Genomic DNA, 16,944 nt, shown 5'->3' with positions numbered 1-16,944 from the left:
CTTCCCCTTGTGGCTGGTTCCGGTGATAGCCGTTTTCGCCGGGCGGAAAAAGTCAAAGCACTGCGACAAAAATACAGCGCCCCGACGGGAGATCTGCGCCCCGCCCTGACGCATTTTGACAACCGCCGCGTCGCAACCCGGCTTGCCCGAAAACGGCTGCCGTTTCACTCTGCTGTCATTGAGTCGAAAGAGGTTCTGTCATGCCTGCTGCCCCCGCAAGTTCCAGCACCGGCCGCTATTCGGTCTTTGCCATCGCGCGAGAGGCGATGCGGCTTCACACCGGCTGGAAGCGCGCCTGGGCCAGCCCCGAGCCGCGCAAGAAATATCAGGTCATCATCGTGGGTGCTGGCGGCCACGGCCTTGCCACCGCCTATTACCTTGGCAAGAATTTTGGCATCACCGATGTTGCAGTTCTGGAAAAAGGCTGGCTGGGCGGCGGCAACACCGGTCGCAACACCACGATCATCCGGTCGAACTATCTGCAGGACCCCTCTGCGGCGATCTATGACAAGGCGCTGAAGCTTTACGAAAATCTGTCGCAGGATCTGAACTACAACATCATGTTCAGCCCGCGCGGCCTGCTGATGCTGGCGCAGACCGAACACGAGGTGCGCGGCTACAAGCGCACCGCCTATGCCAACCAGTTGCAAGGCGTGGCGACCGAGTGGATCACCCCCAAGCGCATCAAAGAGATGCTGCCGATCATCAATATCGACGGACCGCGCTATCCGGTTCTGGGTGGTCTGTATCAGGAACGCGGCGGTACCGCCCGGCACGATGCCGTCGCCTGGGGCTATGCCCGCGCCTGTTCGGCCATGGGCATGCATATCATCCAGAACTGCGAGGTGACCGGTGTTGAGACCGCCGGCGGCAAGGTTGTCGCGGTGAACACCGGCAAAGGCCGGATCGAATGCGACAAGCTGGCGCTGATCGCGGCGGGCCACAGTTCGGTTCTGGCAGAGATGGCGGGCTTCCGCCTGCCCATCGAATCGCTTGCCCTTCAGGCGCTGGTGTCCGAGCCGATCAAGCCCTGCTGTGATCTGGTCATCATGGCCAACACCGTTCACGGCTATCTGTCGCAATCCGACAAGGGTGAAATGGTGATCGGGGGCGGGACCGACGGGTTCAACAACTACACCCAGCGCGGCTCGTGGCATCATGTCGAAGAAACCGTGCGCGCGCTGATCGAGACCTTCCCCATGCTCTCGCGGCTCAAGATGCTGCGGCAATGGGGAGGGATCGTCGATATGACCGGCGATCGCTCTCCGATCCTGTCGACGACGCCGGTGGGCAATATTTTCGTCAACTGCGGTTGGGGTACGGGTGGTTTCAAGGCCATCCCCGGCTCGGGCTGGGCCATGGCCGAACTGGTCGCCAAGGGCCAGCCTGGTCCTTTGGCTGCTGATTTTGGCCTGAACCGCTTTGCCGAAGGCCGCTTCATCGACGAAAGCGTCGCCGCGGGGGTGGCGCACTAATGCTCATGCCGGGCGCGATCCTGCCGGGGTCCGCGGAATTTGGGCCAATTCTTGCCAAATTCCGCGCCGGCGCAGAAAATTTCGTCCAAGCCTTGGGAAACTCTTCGTTGTCTGGTGAATTGTCTCAGTACGTCACCATGACCAAGGAGTTTTCTTCATGGCCGAACAGAACAAGAGCAACCTCTGGCTCATCGGCGGCGTTGTCGTCGTCGTGCTGGTCGTCATTTACTGGTTCGTGTCCTCGGGAACCGAACCGGCCGCGACTGAACCGCCTGCCGCACCGGCAGCCTCGTCCGAAAGCGCGCCCGCAGATGACGGCGCTGTTTCGGTCGAACCTCCGGCTGAGCCTGCGGCTCCGGCTGAACCCGCGACGCCTTCTACGAACTAAGGCGCCTGATCCGGCGCCAGGGGGCGCCTTTTCCTGCATTGGCCGGGGGGCGGTTCGTCCCTCGGTTTCCTGCTGCGCGTTCTGGCCGGGTCCTGCTGCGACCCTTGCCGCCGGGCCGGCGCTGACCAAACCTGCTTTCCTTCTGCAAGCCCTGCCGGTGCGCCACGCGCCCGCAGTCGGCTGCGGAAGCTTCAGCAACCCCCAGCCCATTACACAGATGACCCGCGTCCGGCCCTTTGCCGGGACGCGGGCCTGTCTGCGCGACCTGCCGCCCAAGGAGTGACCCATGCTGATCCTGACCTGTCCCTATTGCGGCATTTCGGCCGAGGAAACCGAGTTGCAGCCGGGCGGCGAAGCGCATCTGAAGCGCGTCGGCCCCGGGTCCTCGGACACCGAATTTGAAAGCTATCTGTTCGCCCGCAAGAACCCCAAGGGCGTGCATTTTGAGCGTTGGCGTCACGCCTATGGCTGCGGCAAGTGGTTCCTTGCCGCCCGCGACACCGCAACGTTGCAGGTCTTTGGCACCTACAGTGCCCAGACCCCGCATCCGACGGACGAAATCGTTGCCGCCATCCGGGTGCATCGCCCTGATTGGCAACCCGACTGGGATAGCGCACCGGCTGCCGCAAGCTCTGCTTCCAACCCTGCCGCCATCTCTGGCGAAACCTCTGCCGAAAGCCCGAAAGCATGACCGAGACCGGACCCTTCCGACTGCCGCGCGGCGGCCGCCTGATTGATCGCGCATATCCGTTGCCCTTCCGCTTTGACGGGCGCCAGATGCGTGGGGTTGCGGGCGACACCATTGCCTCGGCCCTGTTGGCGAATGGCCAGCTGATGATGGGCCGCAGCTTCAAGTATCACCGCCCGCGCGGCCCGATCGCCTCGGGCGTGGAAGAGCCGAACGCGCTTTTGGGCCTTGGTCAGGCGGGCCGGTTCGAGCCGAACCAGCGTGCGACCACCACGCCGCTGATCGGCGGCATGGTCACGACCAGCCAGAACTGCTGGCCCAGCCTGAACGCTGATATCGGCGCGGTAAACAACTGGCTGTATCGCTTTTTCCCGGCGGGGTTCTATTACAAGACCTTCATCCATCCCCGCGCGTTCTGGAAACATGTGTTTGAGCCGGTGATCCGCCGGTCGGCCGGTCTGGGCAAGGCCCCGACCGAAGCCGACCCCGACAAATACGAACAGGCCTATGCCCATGTGGATGTCGTTGTTGTCGGTGGCGGCATTGCTGGTCTGGCCGCTGCCCGCGACGCGGCGCGCGAGGGCAAATCGGTCTGGCTGGTCGAGCAGACGCCCCATTTCGGCGGCCGCACCCCCACCGACCACGCTGATGGTCAGTCCCACGTCGACGCTCTGGTAGCCGAGCTGCAGGGGATGCAGAACGTAACCCTGCGCCGCTCGACCCAGGCGACCGGGCTTTACGACCATGGCTATCTGCTGGCGCGCGAATCGCTGGCCGATCACGACCCGAACGCAGGCATCCCCCGCCAGCGCCTGTGGCGCATCCGTGCAGGTCATGTGATCGTCGCGACCGGCGCGCTTGAACGGCCGCTAAGCTTTGCCGGCAACGATGTGCCGGGTGTGATGCTGGCCTCGGCCGTGCGCGATTACATCAACGATTATGGCGTCGCGCCGGGGCGCAGGATCGTTGTCGTTGCCAATAATGACGACGCTTATCGCACCGCGCTGGTGGCTCTTGAGGCCGGGCTTGAGGTGCCGGCGGTGATCGACGCGCGCAACTCGGTCGAGGGTGCTTTGCCCGCGGCGGTGCGTGCCCGGGGCGTGCGCGTCCTGACCGGCAGCGCCATCGCCGGGATCAAGGGTGGCCATTCGGTCGAGGCGGTCAAGATCTGCGCCCATTCCGGCTCGGGCGATGTGACCGAGACGGTGGACGCCGATTGCGTGGCAATGTCCGGCGGCTGGTCCCCGGTGGTTCACCTGTGGAGCCATTGCGGCGGCAAGCTGAACTGGAATGACGCGCAGGCGATGTTCGCCCCCGACCCGAACCGTCCCCCGACCGGGGCAGACGGCAAGGCAATGGCAAGCTGTGCCGGTGCCGCTGCGGGCGATCTGCTGGTCGCCGGGCTGACCGGCGCGCAGGCCGAGGCGGCGATCATGCCGGTCTGGGTCATGCCGCAGCAGGCCACGCGCAAGATGAAGTTCAAGATGTGGCTCGACTTTCAGAACGACGTGAAGGTCTCGGATGTCGAACTTGCTGCGCAAGAGGGCTATCACAGCGTCGAACATACCAAGCGGTACACCACGCTTGGCATGGCGACCGATCAGGGCAAGGTCAGCAATATCAACGGCCTTGCTGTTCTGTCGAACGCGCTGAACCAGCCGATCCCGGCGACCGGCACCACGACTTTCCGCCCGCCCTATACGCCCCTGACGCTTGGCACCATCGCTGCTGAGGCGCGGGGTGAGCTGTTCCAGCCCCTGCGCAAAACCCCGATGCATGGCTGGCACGAGGCGCGCAGCGCCTTCTTTGAGCCGGTCGGTCACTGGCGCCGCCCCTATTGCTATCCCAAGGCGGGCGAAAGCCATGCCGATGCGGTGGCGCGTGAGGTGCGGGCGGTGCGGGCCAGCGTCGGGACCCTGGACGCCTCGACGCTGGGCAAGATCATCGTCAAGGGTCCCGATGCGGGCAAGTTCCTCGACATGATCTACACCGGCATGATGTCCACACTGCCGGTCGGCAAATGCCGCTATGGCCTGATCTGTAACGAGAACGGCTTTCTGATCGACGACGGCGTCGCCGCGCGGCTTAGCGAGGACACCTGGCTGGTCCACACCACCACTGGCGGGGCCGAGCGCATCCATGGTCACATGGAGGACTGGCTGCAATGCGAATGGTGGGACTGGAAGGTCTGGACTGCCAACGTGACCGAGCAATGGGCGCAGATCGCTGTGGTCGGCCCCAAGGCGCGCGTTCTGCTTGAGCGGCTGGGCGGCATGGATCTGTCTGCCGAGGCGCTGCCCTTTATGGGCTGGGCCGAGGGCGAGATTGCTGGTATTCCGGCCCGCGTCTATCGCATCAGCTTCTCGGGTGAGCTGTCCTTTGAGGTGGCCGTTCCTGCCAACCGCGGGCTTGAGCTTTGGGAAAAGCTGCATGAGGCTGGCAAGGACCTGAGCGTTACGCCCTATGGTACCGAGGCCATGCATATCATGCGGGCCGAAAAAGGCTTTATCATGATCGGCGACGAAACCGACGGCACGGTGATCCCGCAGGATCTGGGCCTTGGCTGGGCGGTCAGCAAGAAAAAGGCCGATTTCATCGGCAAGCGTGCACAAGAGCGCAGCCACATGACCGATCCCGAACGCTGGAAGCTCGTCGGCCTGGAAAGCGTTGACGGGCGGGTGCTGCCCGACGGCGTCTATGCTGTCGATGAGGGCGTGAATGCGAATGGTCAGCGCAAGACGCAGGGCAGGGTGACCTCGACCTATATGTCTCCGACGCTGAACCGGCCGATTGCCATGGGTCTGGTCAGGCATGGACCTGACCGCATGGGTGAGGTGCTGGAATTCCCCGTTGCGGGTCAGGAAAGCTACAAGGCGCGGATCGTCGATCCGGTGTTCTACGACAAGGAAGGGAGCCGGGCGAATGGCTGAGGCATTGGCAAGGATTTCGCAGGTCCAGGACTGGGGCATGATCCAGATCCGCGCCGATCTGGAGCGCGCGGGCGATGCGATTGCCGGCGCAGCCGGGCTCGCCGTGCCCGGGCGCGGCCGCGTCACCTCGGACGGCAGCCGCAAGCTGGGCTGGATGTCCCCGGATGAGCTGCTGCTGGTCCTGCCGCTTTCAGAGGTGGCCGGGACGCTGGCCGCCCTGCGGGATGCGCTGTCGACCGAACACGCGCTGGTTCTGGACGTCAGCGATATGCGCGCGGTGTTCCGCATCCATGGCGCCAGGGCCCGTCAGGTGCTGATGAAACTGTGCCCGACGGATCTGTCCTCGATGCCCGAGGACGGGCTGCGCCGTACCCGTGCCGCGCAGGTCGCCTGCGGCATCTGGCGTGAGCCCGAGGGCTATGTGCTGATCGGCTTCCGCTCGGTTGCCGATTATCTGCGCAACCTTCTGACGACTGCGGCGGCGCCGGGCACGCAGCTGGACCCTCGCTAGGGCTTGTGGTCGCGGCGGGGCGGCGTATGGATGGTGGGCTGATGCCATCCGGTTGATTCCATGCGTTCCGTCCCGTTCCTGCCTGCCCTTGCTTTTGCCGGTCTGATGATGCCGGTCTCTGCCTCCAGCGCGCAGGACCGCGCGCAAGAGGCACCTATCGTGATGATGTGCCAGATCGTCGATCAAAGCGGCACCGGCTGGGTGCCCGAGTTCATCATGCTGACCCGCCAGACCTCTGGCCCGAAAGAGGGCCGGATCGAGGTCTTTGACCCGATCCTTAAGCGTCTTGTCGGCCGCCCGACCGAGGCGCGCATTACCGGTGACGACCGGCAGAGCCGCACCTATGGCTGGGCGCTTGCCGGGGTGCGCAACGCCTCGGGTCAGCGGACCGAGCGGCTGGACTATAGGTTGAACCTTCGCAAGGCGGATGGTACGGCTATGGTGACGGCGACGGCCCTGGGCTATGATAACGTCATGACCGGAACCGGATTTTGCGGTTTTCCCGGCGCGGAATGAGGCAGGAACTTGCCTGCCTGCCAGGCGTTAAGCTGGCAGCAGGGGCTTTTCCCCGTTTCCCATCCGTGCCAGAACATCACTCCAAACCCGTTGGAAAGGATACAGAAATGGCCTTTACGCTTCCCGACCTTCCTTATGCTCACGACGCGCTGGCCGCGGGCGGTATGTCCAAGGAAACGCTCGAGTTTCACCACGACAAGCACCACAAGGCCTATGTTGACAAGCTCAACGAGCTGATCGCGGGTACCGAGTGGGAAGGCAAAAGCCTTGAGGACATCGTCAAGGGCACCTACCAGTCGGGCGCTGTGGCGCAGAACGGCATTTTCAACAACGCCAGCCAGCACTGGAACCACAGCCAGTTCTGGGAAATGATGGGCCCGAACCCCGGCGCGATCCCCGGCGAGCTTGAAAAAGCCCTGACCGAATCCTTTGGCTCGGTTGCGGACTTCAAGAAGAAATTCACCGAAGCCGGCGTCGGCCAGTTCGGTTCGGGCTGGGCCTGGCTGGTCAAAGACGCCGACGGCAGCCTGAAGATCACCAAAACCGAAAACGGCGTGAACCCGCTGTGCTTTGGTCAGACCGCGCTTTTGGGTTGCGACGTGTGGGAGCACAGCTACTACATCGACTTCCGCAACGCCCGGCCGAAGTATCTCGAGAACTTCCTCGACAAGCTGGTGAACTGGGAAAACGTGGCCTCGCGCCTCTGAACCTCTCGCCACATTGGATCAGGGCCCGCCATCTGGCGGGCCTTTTTCCATCGCGCAGCACGGTTGCAAGTTTCTGATGTTCTGGCTGACCGCGATGCGGTCGGTGTCAGCATTCAAAAGCAGGAAACCGGGTGCCTTACGCCTGCTGAAGGGCAAGATTAACGTCTGCTTCCAGGAGGCTGTAATGAAAAAGGTAACGTTTCTTCCTTTGCCAAGCGATCACGTGAAGGCCCTGAGGTCAGGGGGACGCGATGCATATGGTTGCCTGCCCGAGCGGACGATCTCTGACGGTAAGGGCAATCCATGCCGACATTGTCCGGGGCTTATTCCCAAGGGCGCCGGGATGCTGATCTTGGCCTGTCGACCATTTGATGAACTACAGCCCTATGCCGAAACAGGCCCGATCTTTCTATGCGCTGATGAGTGTCAGCCGTGGGCTGGCGACGGCCTGCCGCCGATGCTGGAAAGCCCGGACTATCTGCTGAAAGGATATACGGCCGATCAGCGAATCCGATACGGGACCGGAAAAATCGTCGCCAAAGACGAAATCAGTTCCTATGCCGCAGAGCTGCTTGCCTGCGATGACATCAGCTTTGTTGATGTCCGGTCCGCGCGCAACAATTGCTTTCAGACCCGGATTGTAAGGGCGTCCTGAACCGGCCGCCATGTACAACGCACCTGGTTTGGCCAGGTCACGAACCGGATTCCCTGGCTGTCTTGCCACACGTTATCCGGCGGCCCCTTGCCCCGGTTGCGAATCGGCGGCATGGCTTGGCGACCGAAAGGATTCCTGCATGAGTGATTGGACCAAGGGCTTTTGGGCGATGATCGCGGTCTGTGTGACCTGGGGTCTGTCGCCGATCTATTATCGTGCGCTCTCGGGAGTGCCGACTGTTGAGGTGCTGGCGCATCGCACCCTTTGGTCTTTGGTCCTGTTTCTGATCGTGCTTGCCGTTCAGGGAAGGCTGGGGGCGCTGCGCGAGGCGCTGACCGGGCGCTGGGTTGGGCGCATCACGCTGGCAGCACTGATGGTTTCCACGAACTGGGGCCTGTTCATCTGGGCGATCCAGGCCGGTCATGTCGTTCAAAGCTCGCTTGGCTATTACATCTTTCCGCTGATGGCGGTGGTGGTCGGGATGCTGCTTTTCGGCGAAAAGCTCAGTGCGGCGCAGGCGGTGGCGGTGCTGCTTGCGGTGACGGCGGTGGTGCTGCTGACCTGGGGACTGGGGGTCGCGCCGTGGATCAGCCTTGGGCTGGCGCTGACTTTTGTCGCCTATGGCGCGATCAAGAAGGCTCTGCCGCTGGGTCCGGTGCTGTCGGTCGCAGCCGAAGTGGCGCTGCTGACGCCGCTTGCGCTTTTGTGGCTGCTGGGACAGGGGTTCGGGCTGATGCCGGAGGCGCTGGCGCAGCCGCTGGCATTCGGGGCCGATCTGTGGACCTCATTGCTGCTGATCAGCTCGGGTGCGGTGACGGCCGTGCCGCTGATCCTGTTCAGCTATGCCGCACGGCGGGTCGGGATGGCGACGCTGGGGTTGATGTTCTATCTGAACCCGACGTTGCAGTTTCTGTGTGCGGTGCTGCTGTTTGGTGAGCCGTTCACCCGCTGGCACATGGTTGCGTTCGCGATCATCTGGGTGGCGCTGGCGATCTACAGCCTGTCAGCCTTCCGTCAGTCGCGTCGCGTCCCGCCATTGGCAAACGGGTGAAACCGCGTATAGAACAGCGCGCAGGATATATCCGGGGACGACATGGCCAATCAGAACGACAGCTTCATCGACGAAGTCACCGAGGACCTGCGCCGAGACCGGCTGTTCGCATTTTTCCGCCGCTATGGCTGGGTTGCGCTGGTGGTGATTCTGGGGATCGTCGGCGGTGCAGCCTGGCACGAATATTCCAGCCGTCAGGCCGAAACCAGGGCTCAGGTCTGGGGCGATGCCGTTCTTGCCGCCCGTCAGGGCGAGGACCCGATCACGGCGCTTTCCGCCATTGATCCCGCAGGCTCGGCCGGCCGCAAGGCCCTGTCCGAGATGCTGGCCGCCGGAGCCGAGGCCGAGGCCGGGCTGCCGCAAAAAGCTGCCGAGCGTCTCAAGGCCGTTGCGGCTGATCTGGCAGGCGATCCCGTGCTGCATGATCTGGCGCTGCTCAAGGCCGTGATGGTCGCCGGTCCCTCGATGGACGCGGCCGAACGTGACCGGCTGCTGGCCGATCTGTCCAAGCCCGGCGCGCCCTTTGAGCTTCTGGCGCTTGAGCAAAAGGTCGTGGCGCTGATGGGCGCGGACCGCAAAGAGGACGCAATCACCCTGATCGGCCAGATCCAGCAAAAGGATGGCCTGTCCGAGCCCTTGCGTCGCCGCCTGTCCGAGATGATGATCACCCTGGGCGTCGAGCCCAAGCGCGACGCGGGTCCCGGGCCGCAAACCGTGCCGGCCCCCGCCGCAAATTAATGACCGGTCCTGCCGGCGAACTGAAACACCGTGCCCGCGGCCGGGTCTGATTCGACACCCGGCCAGGATAAAGGAGAACGCGATGACGAGGCTGCCCCTGATCGCCGCCCTGGCCGGACTGACCGTCCTTTCGGCCTGCCAGCAGCGTGAGGTCATCCTGCCCGGAGAACGGCTGGACCCGCGCGCGGTGCTGTCGCCCGAAGGACCGGTGGCTGACGGAGCTCAGGCGCCGGCCACAGCCGCCCTGTCTCTGCCGCCGGTGCGCGGTAACTCTGACTGGACCCAGCGTGCTGGCAATGCTGCGCATGCGCCGGGCAACGTCGCGCTGGGGGCGGGGACGCAACGGGTCTGGGCGGCCGCCATCGGCTCTCCGTCGGGCAAGCGCCACCGCATCACCGCCGATCCGGTTGTGGGGGGCGGCCTGATCTTTACGCTGGACAGCCAGTCCACCGTCACTGCAACAACCACCGGCGGGGGCCGGGTGTGGAGCGTCGATCTGCGCCCTGCTGGCGAAAGCGACCGCAGCGTCTCGGGCGGCGGTCTTGCCGTCGAGGGCAGCCGGGTCTTTGCGACCACCGGTTATGGTGAGCTGGTTGCGCTGGACACCCGCAATGGCGGCGTCGCGTGGCGCCAGCGGGTCGATGCGCCGATCAGCGGCGCGCCCACTGTGGCGAATGGCGTCGTTTATGTCGTCGGCCGCGACCAGACCGGCTGGGCGGTGCGCGCCAGCGACGGCAAGGTGCTGTGGCGCAGCTTTGACAACAAGGACATGGCGGGCGTCATGGGGGCATCGGCCCCGGCGGTTGCGGGTGATACGGCGGTGTTCCCGTCGAATACCGGCGGCCTGATCGGCGTCGACACCGGCAATGGCAGCCAGCGCTGGGTCTCGAACGTCGGGGGAACCCGGCTTGGCCGTGCGGTCTCGTATTTCCGCGACATGACGGGCGATCCGGTCATCGTCGGCAACACTGTCTACGCTGGCACCAGCGCGGGCGGGGTCGGGGCCTTTGACCTTGGCACCGGCATGATGAAATGGCACGCCCGCGAAGGCGCGGCGAGCCCTGTTCTGGCAGCGGGCAATTCGGTCTTTCTCGTCAACGATCAGGCGCAGCTGATCCGGCTGGACGCGGCCAATGGTGGCCGGGTCTGGGCGCAGAAACTGCCCTATTTTACCGAACAGATCGTTCGCAAGCAGGACAAGATCTGGAACCACTATGGTCCGGTGCTGGCAGGATCCAGGCTTTACCTTGCCTCATCTGACGGTTATCTGCGCGTCTTCGATCCCGCTTCGGGCGCGCTGATCGGCACGGCCCAGATCCCGGGCGGGGCCGCGGCGGCGCCGGCTGTGGCGGGCCAGACCCTTTATGTCGTCACCCATGGCGGCCAGTTGATTGCATACAGATGACCTTTACCCTCGCCATTGTCGGGCGTCCCAATGTCGGCAAGTCCACGCTGTTCAACCGCCTTGTCGGCAAGCGGCTGGCACTGGTTGACGACCAGCCCGGCGTGACCCGCGACCTGCGCGAGGGGCAGGGGCGTCTGGGCGATCTGCGCTTTATCGTCGTTGATTCGGCCGGACTTGAAATGGCCGAAGATGACAGCCTGCAAGGCCGCATGCGCCGCCTCACCGAACGCGCGGTCGATGAGGCGGACGTCTGCCTGTTCATCATCGACGCCCGTGTCGGGGTGACTGCGGCGGATGAGTATTTCGCCGATATCCTGCGCAAGCGCGCCAAACACGTCATTCTGGCCGCGAACAAGGCCGAGGGCCGTGCCGGAGAGGCGGGCGCGATCGAGGCCTATGCCCTTGGTCTGGGCGAACCCCTGCGCATCTCGGCCGAGCATGGTGAGGGGATGGACGATCTATACCGCGCCCTTGTCCCGCTGGCCGAGGGGTTTGAGGCCCAGAACGTCCAGCAGGCGCCCGAAACCGATGTCGCTGTCGAGGATGGTGACGAAGAGGCCGAGGATTGGCGTCCCTCAGAGCGCAAGCCTTTGCAGATCGCTGTGATCGGTCGGCCGAACGCGGGGAAATCGACGCTTATCAACCGTATTCTGGGCGAAGATCGCCTGCTGACCGGGCCCGAGGCCGGGATCACCCGCGATTCGATCAGCGTCGGTACCACGTTCATGGGGACGCCGGTCCGCATCTTTGACACGGCGGGGATGCGTAAAAAGGCGCGCGTCACCGACAAGGTCGAAAAGCTGTCGGTCGCCGATGGCCTGCGCGCCGTGCGCTTTGCCGAGGTGGTGGTCGTTCTGCTGGACGTGGGTATCCCGTTCGAGCAGCAGGACCTGCGCATTGCCGATTTCGCGGAAAGCGAGGGCCGCGCCGTGGTCGTCGCCGCGAATAAATGGGACCTCGAAGAGGACAAGCCCGAAAAGCTCAAAGAGCTGCGCGAGGCGTTCGAGCGGCTGCTGCCGCAGCTCAAGGGCGCGCCTTTGGTCACCGTCTCGGCCCGCACGGGCAAGGGGCTGGACCGGCTGCATGCAGCGATCCTGCGCGCGCATGAGGTCTGGAACCGGCGTGTGTCGACCGCGCGTCTGAACCAGTGGCTGTCGGCGATGACCGAGGCGCATCCGACCCCTGCTCCGGGGGGGCGGCGCATTCGGCTGCGCTATATCACTCAGGTCAAGACGCGTCCGCCAGCCTTTGTCATCATGGCGACCCATACCGACAAACTGCCCGACAGTTACGCGCGCTATCTGGTCAACGGGCTGCGGCAGGATTTCGACATGCCGGGTACACCGATCCGGCTGACCTTCCGCGATCAGGGGTCCAAGAACCCCTACAAGGACAAGGCGAACAAGATCAATCAGTCCGGCGCGCTTTCCAAACACAAGCACCGGCAAAAGCCCAAGGGCGCTTAGGTCAGCACCCGCACCATAGCCACGGCGATGATGGCGATCGAGATCACCGCCATGGTGGCGATCACCGCGTCGGTGGTGACCGTCGCCCCGGCAAGGCAGATCAGCCCCCAGAGCAGCGCCAGGCTGAAACCCGTCCTGCGCCCCAGCCGCAGTTGCACGCTGACCGCCGCGACCGAGCCGATGAGCATGGTGATTACGGCGGCAATCTCTTGCGGGATGCCAAGCTCGTCTCGCAAAAGTCCCGCCAGAACGGCAAAGCTGATCAGCATCCCCCAGCCCGCGATAAAGCCAAGGGTCGAGCTGTGCAGCACCTCATCCTCGCTGCGGACGCCGCGCATGGCCGCGGCAAGAAATGCCGTCAGCATTGCGGCAGCCAGTACCAGCGCCACCACCGGCTGTCCGGGCAAAAGCCAGGGCCAGATCGCCCCCAGGACCAGCCCAAGGATCAGTGGCCCCTGCACGGCCCCGCCATCGTTGCGTCTGGCCTGCCGCCACGGGCCCGGCAGAACGAAACAGCGGGCAAGGTGATAGACCAGCGCCACCATGGTCACGACCATCAGCCCGGCCATGCCAGGGCCCCCGGGTTGCAGGAACAGCCCCGGCAGATCCATTTGCTGTGGCTGCTCGGTGAGGCGCTGAAGGCCCGCCAGCGCAATGCCCCGCTCGGCCAGTGTCACGCCTTCTTGCGCGGGCGTCATGGCGTGAAAGACCGTGCTGGCCATAAAGACCAGCGCAGCCAGAACCAGCAACAAGGTACCCACGCGCGACATGAGCAGGAAACGCCGCCAACGCGCATGAAGTTGCGCGCCGGACCGCCTTTTCTTGACTCAGATCAGCTGGCCGTCAGCCCCTAGCCGCGTCTTTCCGCCCAGATAGGGATGCAGCACCTCGGGCAGGACGACCGAACCGTCGGCTTGCTGGCCGTTTTCCAGCACCGCGATCAGCGTCCGGCCGACCGCCAGACCCGAGCCGTTCAGGGTATGGACGAACTCGGGCTTGCCGCCATTCGCCGGGCGATAGCGCGCATTCATGCGCCGCGCCTGAAAATCACCGCAATAGCTGATCGAGGAAATCTCGCGGTAGCGGTTCTGCCCGGGCAGCCAGACTTCGAGGTCATGGGTGATGCGCGCGCCAAAGCCCATATCGCCACCGCAAAGTACGATGGTGCGATAGGGCAGACCCAGCCGCTCCAGCACCGCCTCGGCACAGCGGGTCATGCGGGCGTGCTCGGCCGGTCCCGATCCGGCATCGGTGATCGACACCATCTCGACCTTTTCGAACTGGTGCTGACGCAGCATACCTGCGGTGTCGCGCCCGGCGCTGCCTGCCTCAGAGCGGAAGCACTGGCTGTGCGCCACATAGCGGCGCGGCAGGCTGGAGTGGTCGATGACCTCGTTATTGACGATATTGGTCAGCGTCACCTCGGCGGTCGGGATCAGCCACCAGCCTTCGCGGGTCTGATAGCTGTCCTCGCCGAATTTCGGCAACTGGCCCGTACCCTCCATCATTTCGGACAGGACCAGCACCGGGGTCCAGGTCTCGGTCAGCCCGTGCTCGTTGCCGTGCAGGTCAAGCATGAACTGGGCAAGCGCGCGATGGATGCGGGCGACGCCGCCCGACAGCACGACAAAGCGTGAGCCTGCCAGTTTCGCAGCAGTTTCAAAATCCATGCCGGGCTTGACGCCTTCGATCTCGAAATGTTCGCGGGGGGTGAAATCCAGGGTGCGCGGCTCGCCCCAGCGGCGGATCTCGACGTTGTCATCCTCATCTTTGCCGGGCGGCACGCTGTCGAGTGGCAGGTTGGGGATGGTCAGCAGCAGCTCGCGCAGCTTGGCATCCAGCGCCGAGGCCTCGGCTTGCAGGCGGGCGGTTTCGTCCTTCTTGGCGGTGACGAGGTTGCGCAGGCGCTGGAATTCCGCCTCGTCGCCGCGACCCCTGGCGGCGCCGGCCTCTTTGCTGGCCTTGTTCTGTTCGGCCTGCGCGGCCTCGGCCGCGGCGATGCGGGAACGGCGGTCGGCATCCAGCGACAGAATTTCGGGAGAAGCCGGCGGCAGGTTGCGCAAGCCAAGTGCGGCGTCGAAAGCGGCGGGATTCTCGCGGATTGCGCGGATGTCGTGCATGGCTGACCCGTGTCTAGGTAAGTACTTACTTGCGATGGGATAAACCAAAGCGGACCGGGGTGAAAGCCTCAGCCCGCCGCCTGGGCCAGCATATCGCGCAGAACGTCAAAGAAACGGTCGCGGCCGGGGTAGCCTTCAAAGCGGACCATCTCGACCCCGTCCTGCAGCAGGATGAATGTCGGGGTCAGCCATGGTCGCCGCGCCAGCGCCAGCCCGTCGGGATAGGGACCGTCCAGATCGACCGTCAGCAAGGGCGCAGCGCGGCCCTCGGGGTGGCTGGCATAGACGGGGGCAATCTCGCGGTCCCATTGTGCGCAATAGACGCAGCCCCGACGCCGCACCATCATCAGCTGCAGGCGCGGCGCGGCCATGGCAGGTCCAGCCAGAGCCGCTGCCATTGCCGCCAATATTGCCCGCCGTGTCGGCATGATCCGCCCCGTTTTCTGCGTCCGGACATCACCCCGCGCCGATCCGTCACAACCGCCCGGCGTTTACATGTCCCCTCGGTGGAAATATCCACAAGGGGCGGGGCAGTCGACCCCCGCCTTGCTAGGACGCCGCCGGGAGTGGCCATGGATGAACTGACCGAACCCCTGACGCAGGGCAATCGCCGCGCGCTGTCCCGCGCGATTACGCTGATCGAAAGCACCCGTCCTGACCATCGCGCCCGTGCCGTGGCGCTGATGGCCGAGCTGCCCCGGCGGCAGGCGCTGCGCATCGGCCTGTCGGGCACGCCGGGCGTCGGCAAATCGACCTTTATCGAGGCTTTTGGCAAGATGCTGACTGCGCAGGGGCTTAAGGTCGCTGTGCTGGCGGTTGATCCCAGCTCGGCACGTTCGGGCGGCTCGATTCTGGGCGACAAGACCCGGATGGAAGAGCTCAGCCGCGATCCGAACGCCTTTATCCGCCCCTCACCCTCGCGGGCCGAGCTGGGCGGGGTGGCGCGCCGTACCCGCGAAACGGTGCGGTTGTGCGAGGCGGCGGGCTTTGACGTCGTCCTGATCGAGACGGTGGGTGTTGGTCAGTCCGAAACGCTGGTTGCCGAGATGTCGGACCTCTTTATCCTGCTGCTGGCCCCTGCTGGCGGCGATGAGCTGCAGGGGGTCAAGCGCGGCATCATGGAGATCGCGGACCTGATCCTGGTGAACAAGGCAGACGGCGATCTGCGTGAAACTGCCCTGCGCACGGTTGCCGATTACGCGGGTGCGCTGCGGCTTTTGCGCAAGCGCCCCTATGACCCCGAGGGGTTCCCCAAGGCGCTGCCCGTCTCTGCCTATACCGGCGAGGGGCTGGAAAAGGCTTGGGATAATATGACCTGGCTTGCCGATTGGCGGCGCGATCACGGTCATTTTGTGGCCCGGCGGGCCGAGCAGGCGCGCCATTGGTTCCTGTCCGAGCTGCGCGCGGGTCTGCTGGCACGGCTTGAGCGGCCCGAGGTGCGCGCCCGACTGCGCGAGGTTGGGGATGCCGTGGCGCGGGGGGAAGGCGACCCTGATTCGGCGGCGGCGCAGATGCTCGATTGGCTGGACGCTTCTGACGCCGGGCTGCAGGCGCATGAGCGCAGGGCCTGACCTGCGGCCTGATCCCGGCCCGGCGCTTGCAGAGCTGCTTGCGCCGGTTTCGGGCGGGCAGATGGCTCTTGTGGCGGCGGGGTTCAGCACCCCCCTTGGCGGGATGATCGCGGTTGCAGATGACGCCCGGCTGCATCTGCTGGAGTTTGTTGAGCGCAAGGAACTGCCCGCCGAGCTGACGCGCCTGCACCGGATTGCCGGGGGAGGCATCAGCGCCGGACGGAATGCCGTCATCGACCGGACCGAGGGCCAGATCGCCGGCTATTTTGCCGGAACGCTTGCCGGGTTCGACCTGCCTCTGGCGCTGTATGGCACGCCTTTTCAGCAAGAGGTCTGGCAGGCGCTGCAGCAGATCCCTCCGGGCATCACCATCAGTTACAGCGAGCTTGCGCGGCGCGTCGGGCGGCCTTTGGCAGTGCGGGCTGCAGCAGGGGCAAATGGCGCGAACCAGCTTGCCATAGTGATTCCCTGCCATCGCGTAACCGGTTTGGACGGGCAGCTGACCGGCTATGGTGGCGGGCTGTGGCGCAAACGGGCTTTGCTTGATCATGAAAACCGGGCATATTCCGCCGTAATCCGGGGCGACGGGCCGCGAAAACCCGGCGAAAAGGCTTGACGCGCTGGCCGTCTGCCTTTATCCCCCGCAAACGGATTTCCGGGCGCTGCCACGCGGCGCCCTTTCATATTGCGGGCAGACGCCCGTGCAGGATCGAAGCGAAGGAA

The 16,944-nt window shown here is 64.7% G+C and carries 16 protein-coding genes and 1 pseudogene; 14 read left to right on the top strand and 3 right to left on the bottom strand.

The genetic code is table 11. The features are described 5' to 3' along the window. Window positions 1-200: 200 nt before the first annotated feature. The 12 genes and pseudogenes from M511_RS03275 to der all read left to right on the top strand — a co-directional run bounded on the left by M511_RS03275 (window position 201) and on the right by der (window position 12,530). A complete protein-coding gene (locus M511_RS03275; RefSeq protein ID WP_010393204.1) occupies window positions 201-1,475 on the top strand; it encodes a sarcosine oxidase subunit beta family protein in 1,275 nt (424 codons plus the stop codon). 157 nt (window positions 1,476-1,632) lie between these two features. Next, a complete protein-coding gene (locus M511_RS03270) occupies window positions 1,633-1,863 on the top strand; it encodes a hypothetical protein (RefSeq protein WP_010393202.1) in 231 nt (76 codons plus the stop codon). 286 nt (window positions 1,864-2,149) lie between these two features. After that, a pseudogene (locus M511_RS03265) lies at window positions 2,150-2,461 on the top strand (sarcosine oxidase subunit delta); the annotation flags it as partial. Window positions 2,462-2,550: 89 nt separating this feature from the next. Beyond that, window positions 2,551-5,481 (top strand): sarcosine oxidase subunit alpha family protein, encoded by a 2,931-nt coding sequence (locus tag M511_RS03260; RefSeq protein ID WP_085501348.1) that lies wholly within the window; start codon window positions 2,551-2,553, stop codon window positions 5,479-5,481. After that, window positions 5,474-5,992, top strand: coding sequence for a sarcosine oxidase subunit gamma (locus M511_RS03255; RefSeq protein ID WP_010393196.1), 519 nt, complete (start codon window positions 5,474-5,476; stop codon window positions 5,990-5,992). Before M511_RS03260 ends, M511_RS03255 begins: the two co-directional genes overlap by 8 nt. A 60-nt stretch (window positions 5,993-6,052) precedes the next feature. Further along, the gene (locus M511_RS03250) at window positions 6,053-6,508 is read left to right on the top strand and encodes a hypothetical protein (RefSeq protein ID WP_010393194.1); all 456 of its coding nucleotides are present in this window, start codon (window positions 6,053-6,055) and stop codon (window positions 6,506-6,508) included. A gap of 107 nt (window positions 6,509-6,615) precedes the next feature. Further along, window positions 6,616-7,215 (top strand): superoxide dismutase, encoded by a 600-nt coding sequence (locus tag M511_RS03245; RefSeq protein ID WP_085501347.1) that lies wholly within the window; start codon window positions 6,616-6,618, stop codon window positions 7,213-7,215. 76 nt (window positions 7,216-7,291) lie between these two features. Continuing rightward, complete coding sequence (locus M511_RS03240; RefSeq protein ID WP_085501407.1) at window positions 7,292-7,870, top strand: DUF1203 domain-containing protein; 579 nt, start codon at window positions 7,292-7,294, stop codon at window positions 7,868-7,870. Window positions 7,871-8,009: 139 nt separating this feature from the next. Beyond that, window positions 8,010-8,921 carry an EamA family transporter RarD gene (gene rarD / locus M511_RS03235; RefSeq protein WP_010393187.1) on the top strand — a complete coding sequence of 304 codons (912 nt, stop codon included), beginning with the start codon at window positions 8,010-8,012 and terminating at the stop codon, window positions 8,919-8,921. Between the two features lie 42 nt (window positions 8,922-8,963). Beyond that, complete coding sequence (locus tag M511_RS03230) at window positions 8,964-9,659, top strand: tetratricopeptide repeat protein (RefSeq protein WP_085501346.1); 696 nt, start codon at window positions 8,964-8,966, stop codon at window positions 9,657-9,659. A gap of 82 nt (window positions 9,660-9,741) precedes the next feature. Next, a complete protein-coding gene (locus tag M511_RS03225; protein ID WP_085501345.1) occupies window positions 9,742-11,064 on the top strand; it encodes a PQQ-like beta-propeller repeat protein in 1,323 nt (440 codons plus the stop codon). Further along, window positions 11,061-12,530: a ribosome biogenesis GTPase Der gene (gene der, locus M511_RS03220; RefSeq protein ID WP_010393181.1), complete on the top strand. Its 1,470-nt coding sequence runs from the start codon at window positions 11,061-11,063 to the stop codon at window positions 12,528-12,530. Before M511_RS03225 ends, der begins: the two co-directional genes overlap by 4 nt. Here the strand turns inward: der and M511_RS03215 are convergent. From M511_RS03215 to M511_RS03205, 3 genes are all read right to left on the bottom strand, one after another. Beyond that, window positions 12,527-13,300 carry a hypothetical protein gene (locus tag M511_RS03215; RefSeq protein ID WP_010393179.1) on the bottom strand — a complete coding sequence of 258 codons (774 nt, stop codon included), beginning with the start codon at window positions 13,298-13,300 and terminating at the stop codon, window positions 12,527-12,529. The genes der and M511_RS03215 overlap by 4 nt on opposite strands. 57 nt (window positions 13,301-13,357) lie before the next feature. Beyond that, the gene (gene serS / locus M511_RS03210; protein WP_085501344.1) at window positions 13,358-14,650 is read right to left on the bottom strand and encodes a serine--tRNA ligase; all 1,293 of its coding nucleotides are present in this window, start codon (window positions 14,648-14,650) and stop codon (window positions 13,358-13,360) included. A gap of 68 nt (window positions 14,651-14,718) precedes the next feature. After that, window positions 14,719-15,078 (bottom strand): thioredoxin domain-containing protein, encoded by a 360-nt coding sequence (locus M511_RS03205; protein WP_240547520.1) that lies wholly within the window; start codon window positions 15,076-15,078, stop codon window positions 14,719-14,721. 144 nt (window positions 15,079-15,222) lie between these two features. Here M511_RS03205 and meaB point away from each other — a divergent pair, with 144 nt between their 5' ends. Both meaB and M511_RS03195 read left to right on the top strand, forming a co-directional pair. Continuing rightward, on the top strand, window positions 15,223-16,221 hold the full coding sequence (gene meaB / locus M511_RS03200; protein ID WP_085501342.1) for a methylmalonyl Co-A mutase-associated GTPase MeaB: 999 nt from the start codon (window positions 15,223-15,225) through the stop codon (window positions 16,219-16,221). Further along, entirely contained in the window at window positions 16,205-16,837 is a 633-nt protein-coding gene (locus M511_RS03195) for a methylated-DNA--[protein]-cysteine S-methyltransferase (RefSeq protein WP_085501341.1), read from the top strand. Before meaB ends, M511_RS03195 begins: the two co-directional genes overlap by 17 nt. The last annotated feature ends 107 nt before the right edge of the window (window positions 16,838-16,944 follow it).

It is taken from the genome of Paracoccus sp. J56, from assembly GCF_019633685.1.
GTDB lineage: Bacteria > Pseudomonadota > Alphaproteobacteria > Rhodobacterales > Rhodobacteraceae > Paracoccus > Paracoccus kondratievae.
This window is presented reverse-complemented; position numbering and strand designations above follow the sequence as displayed.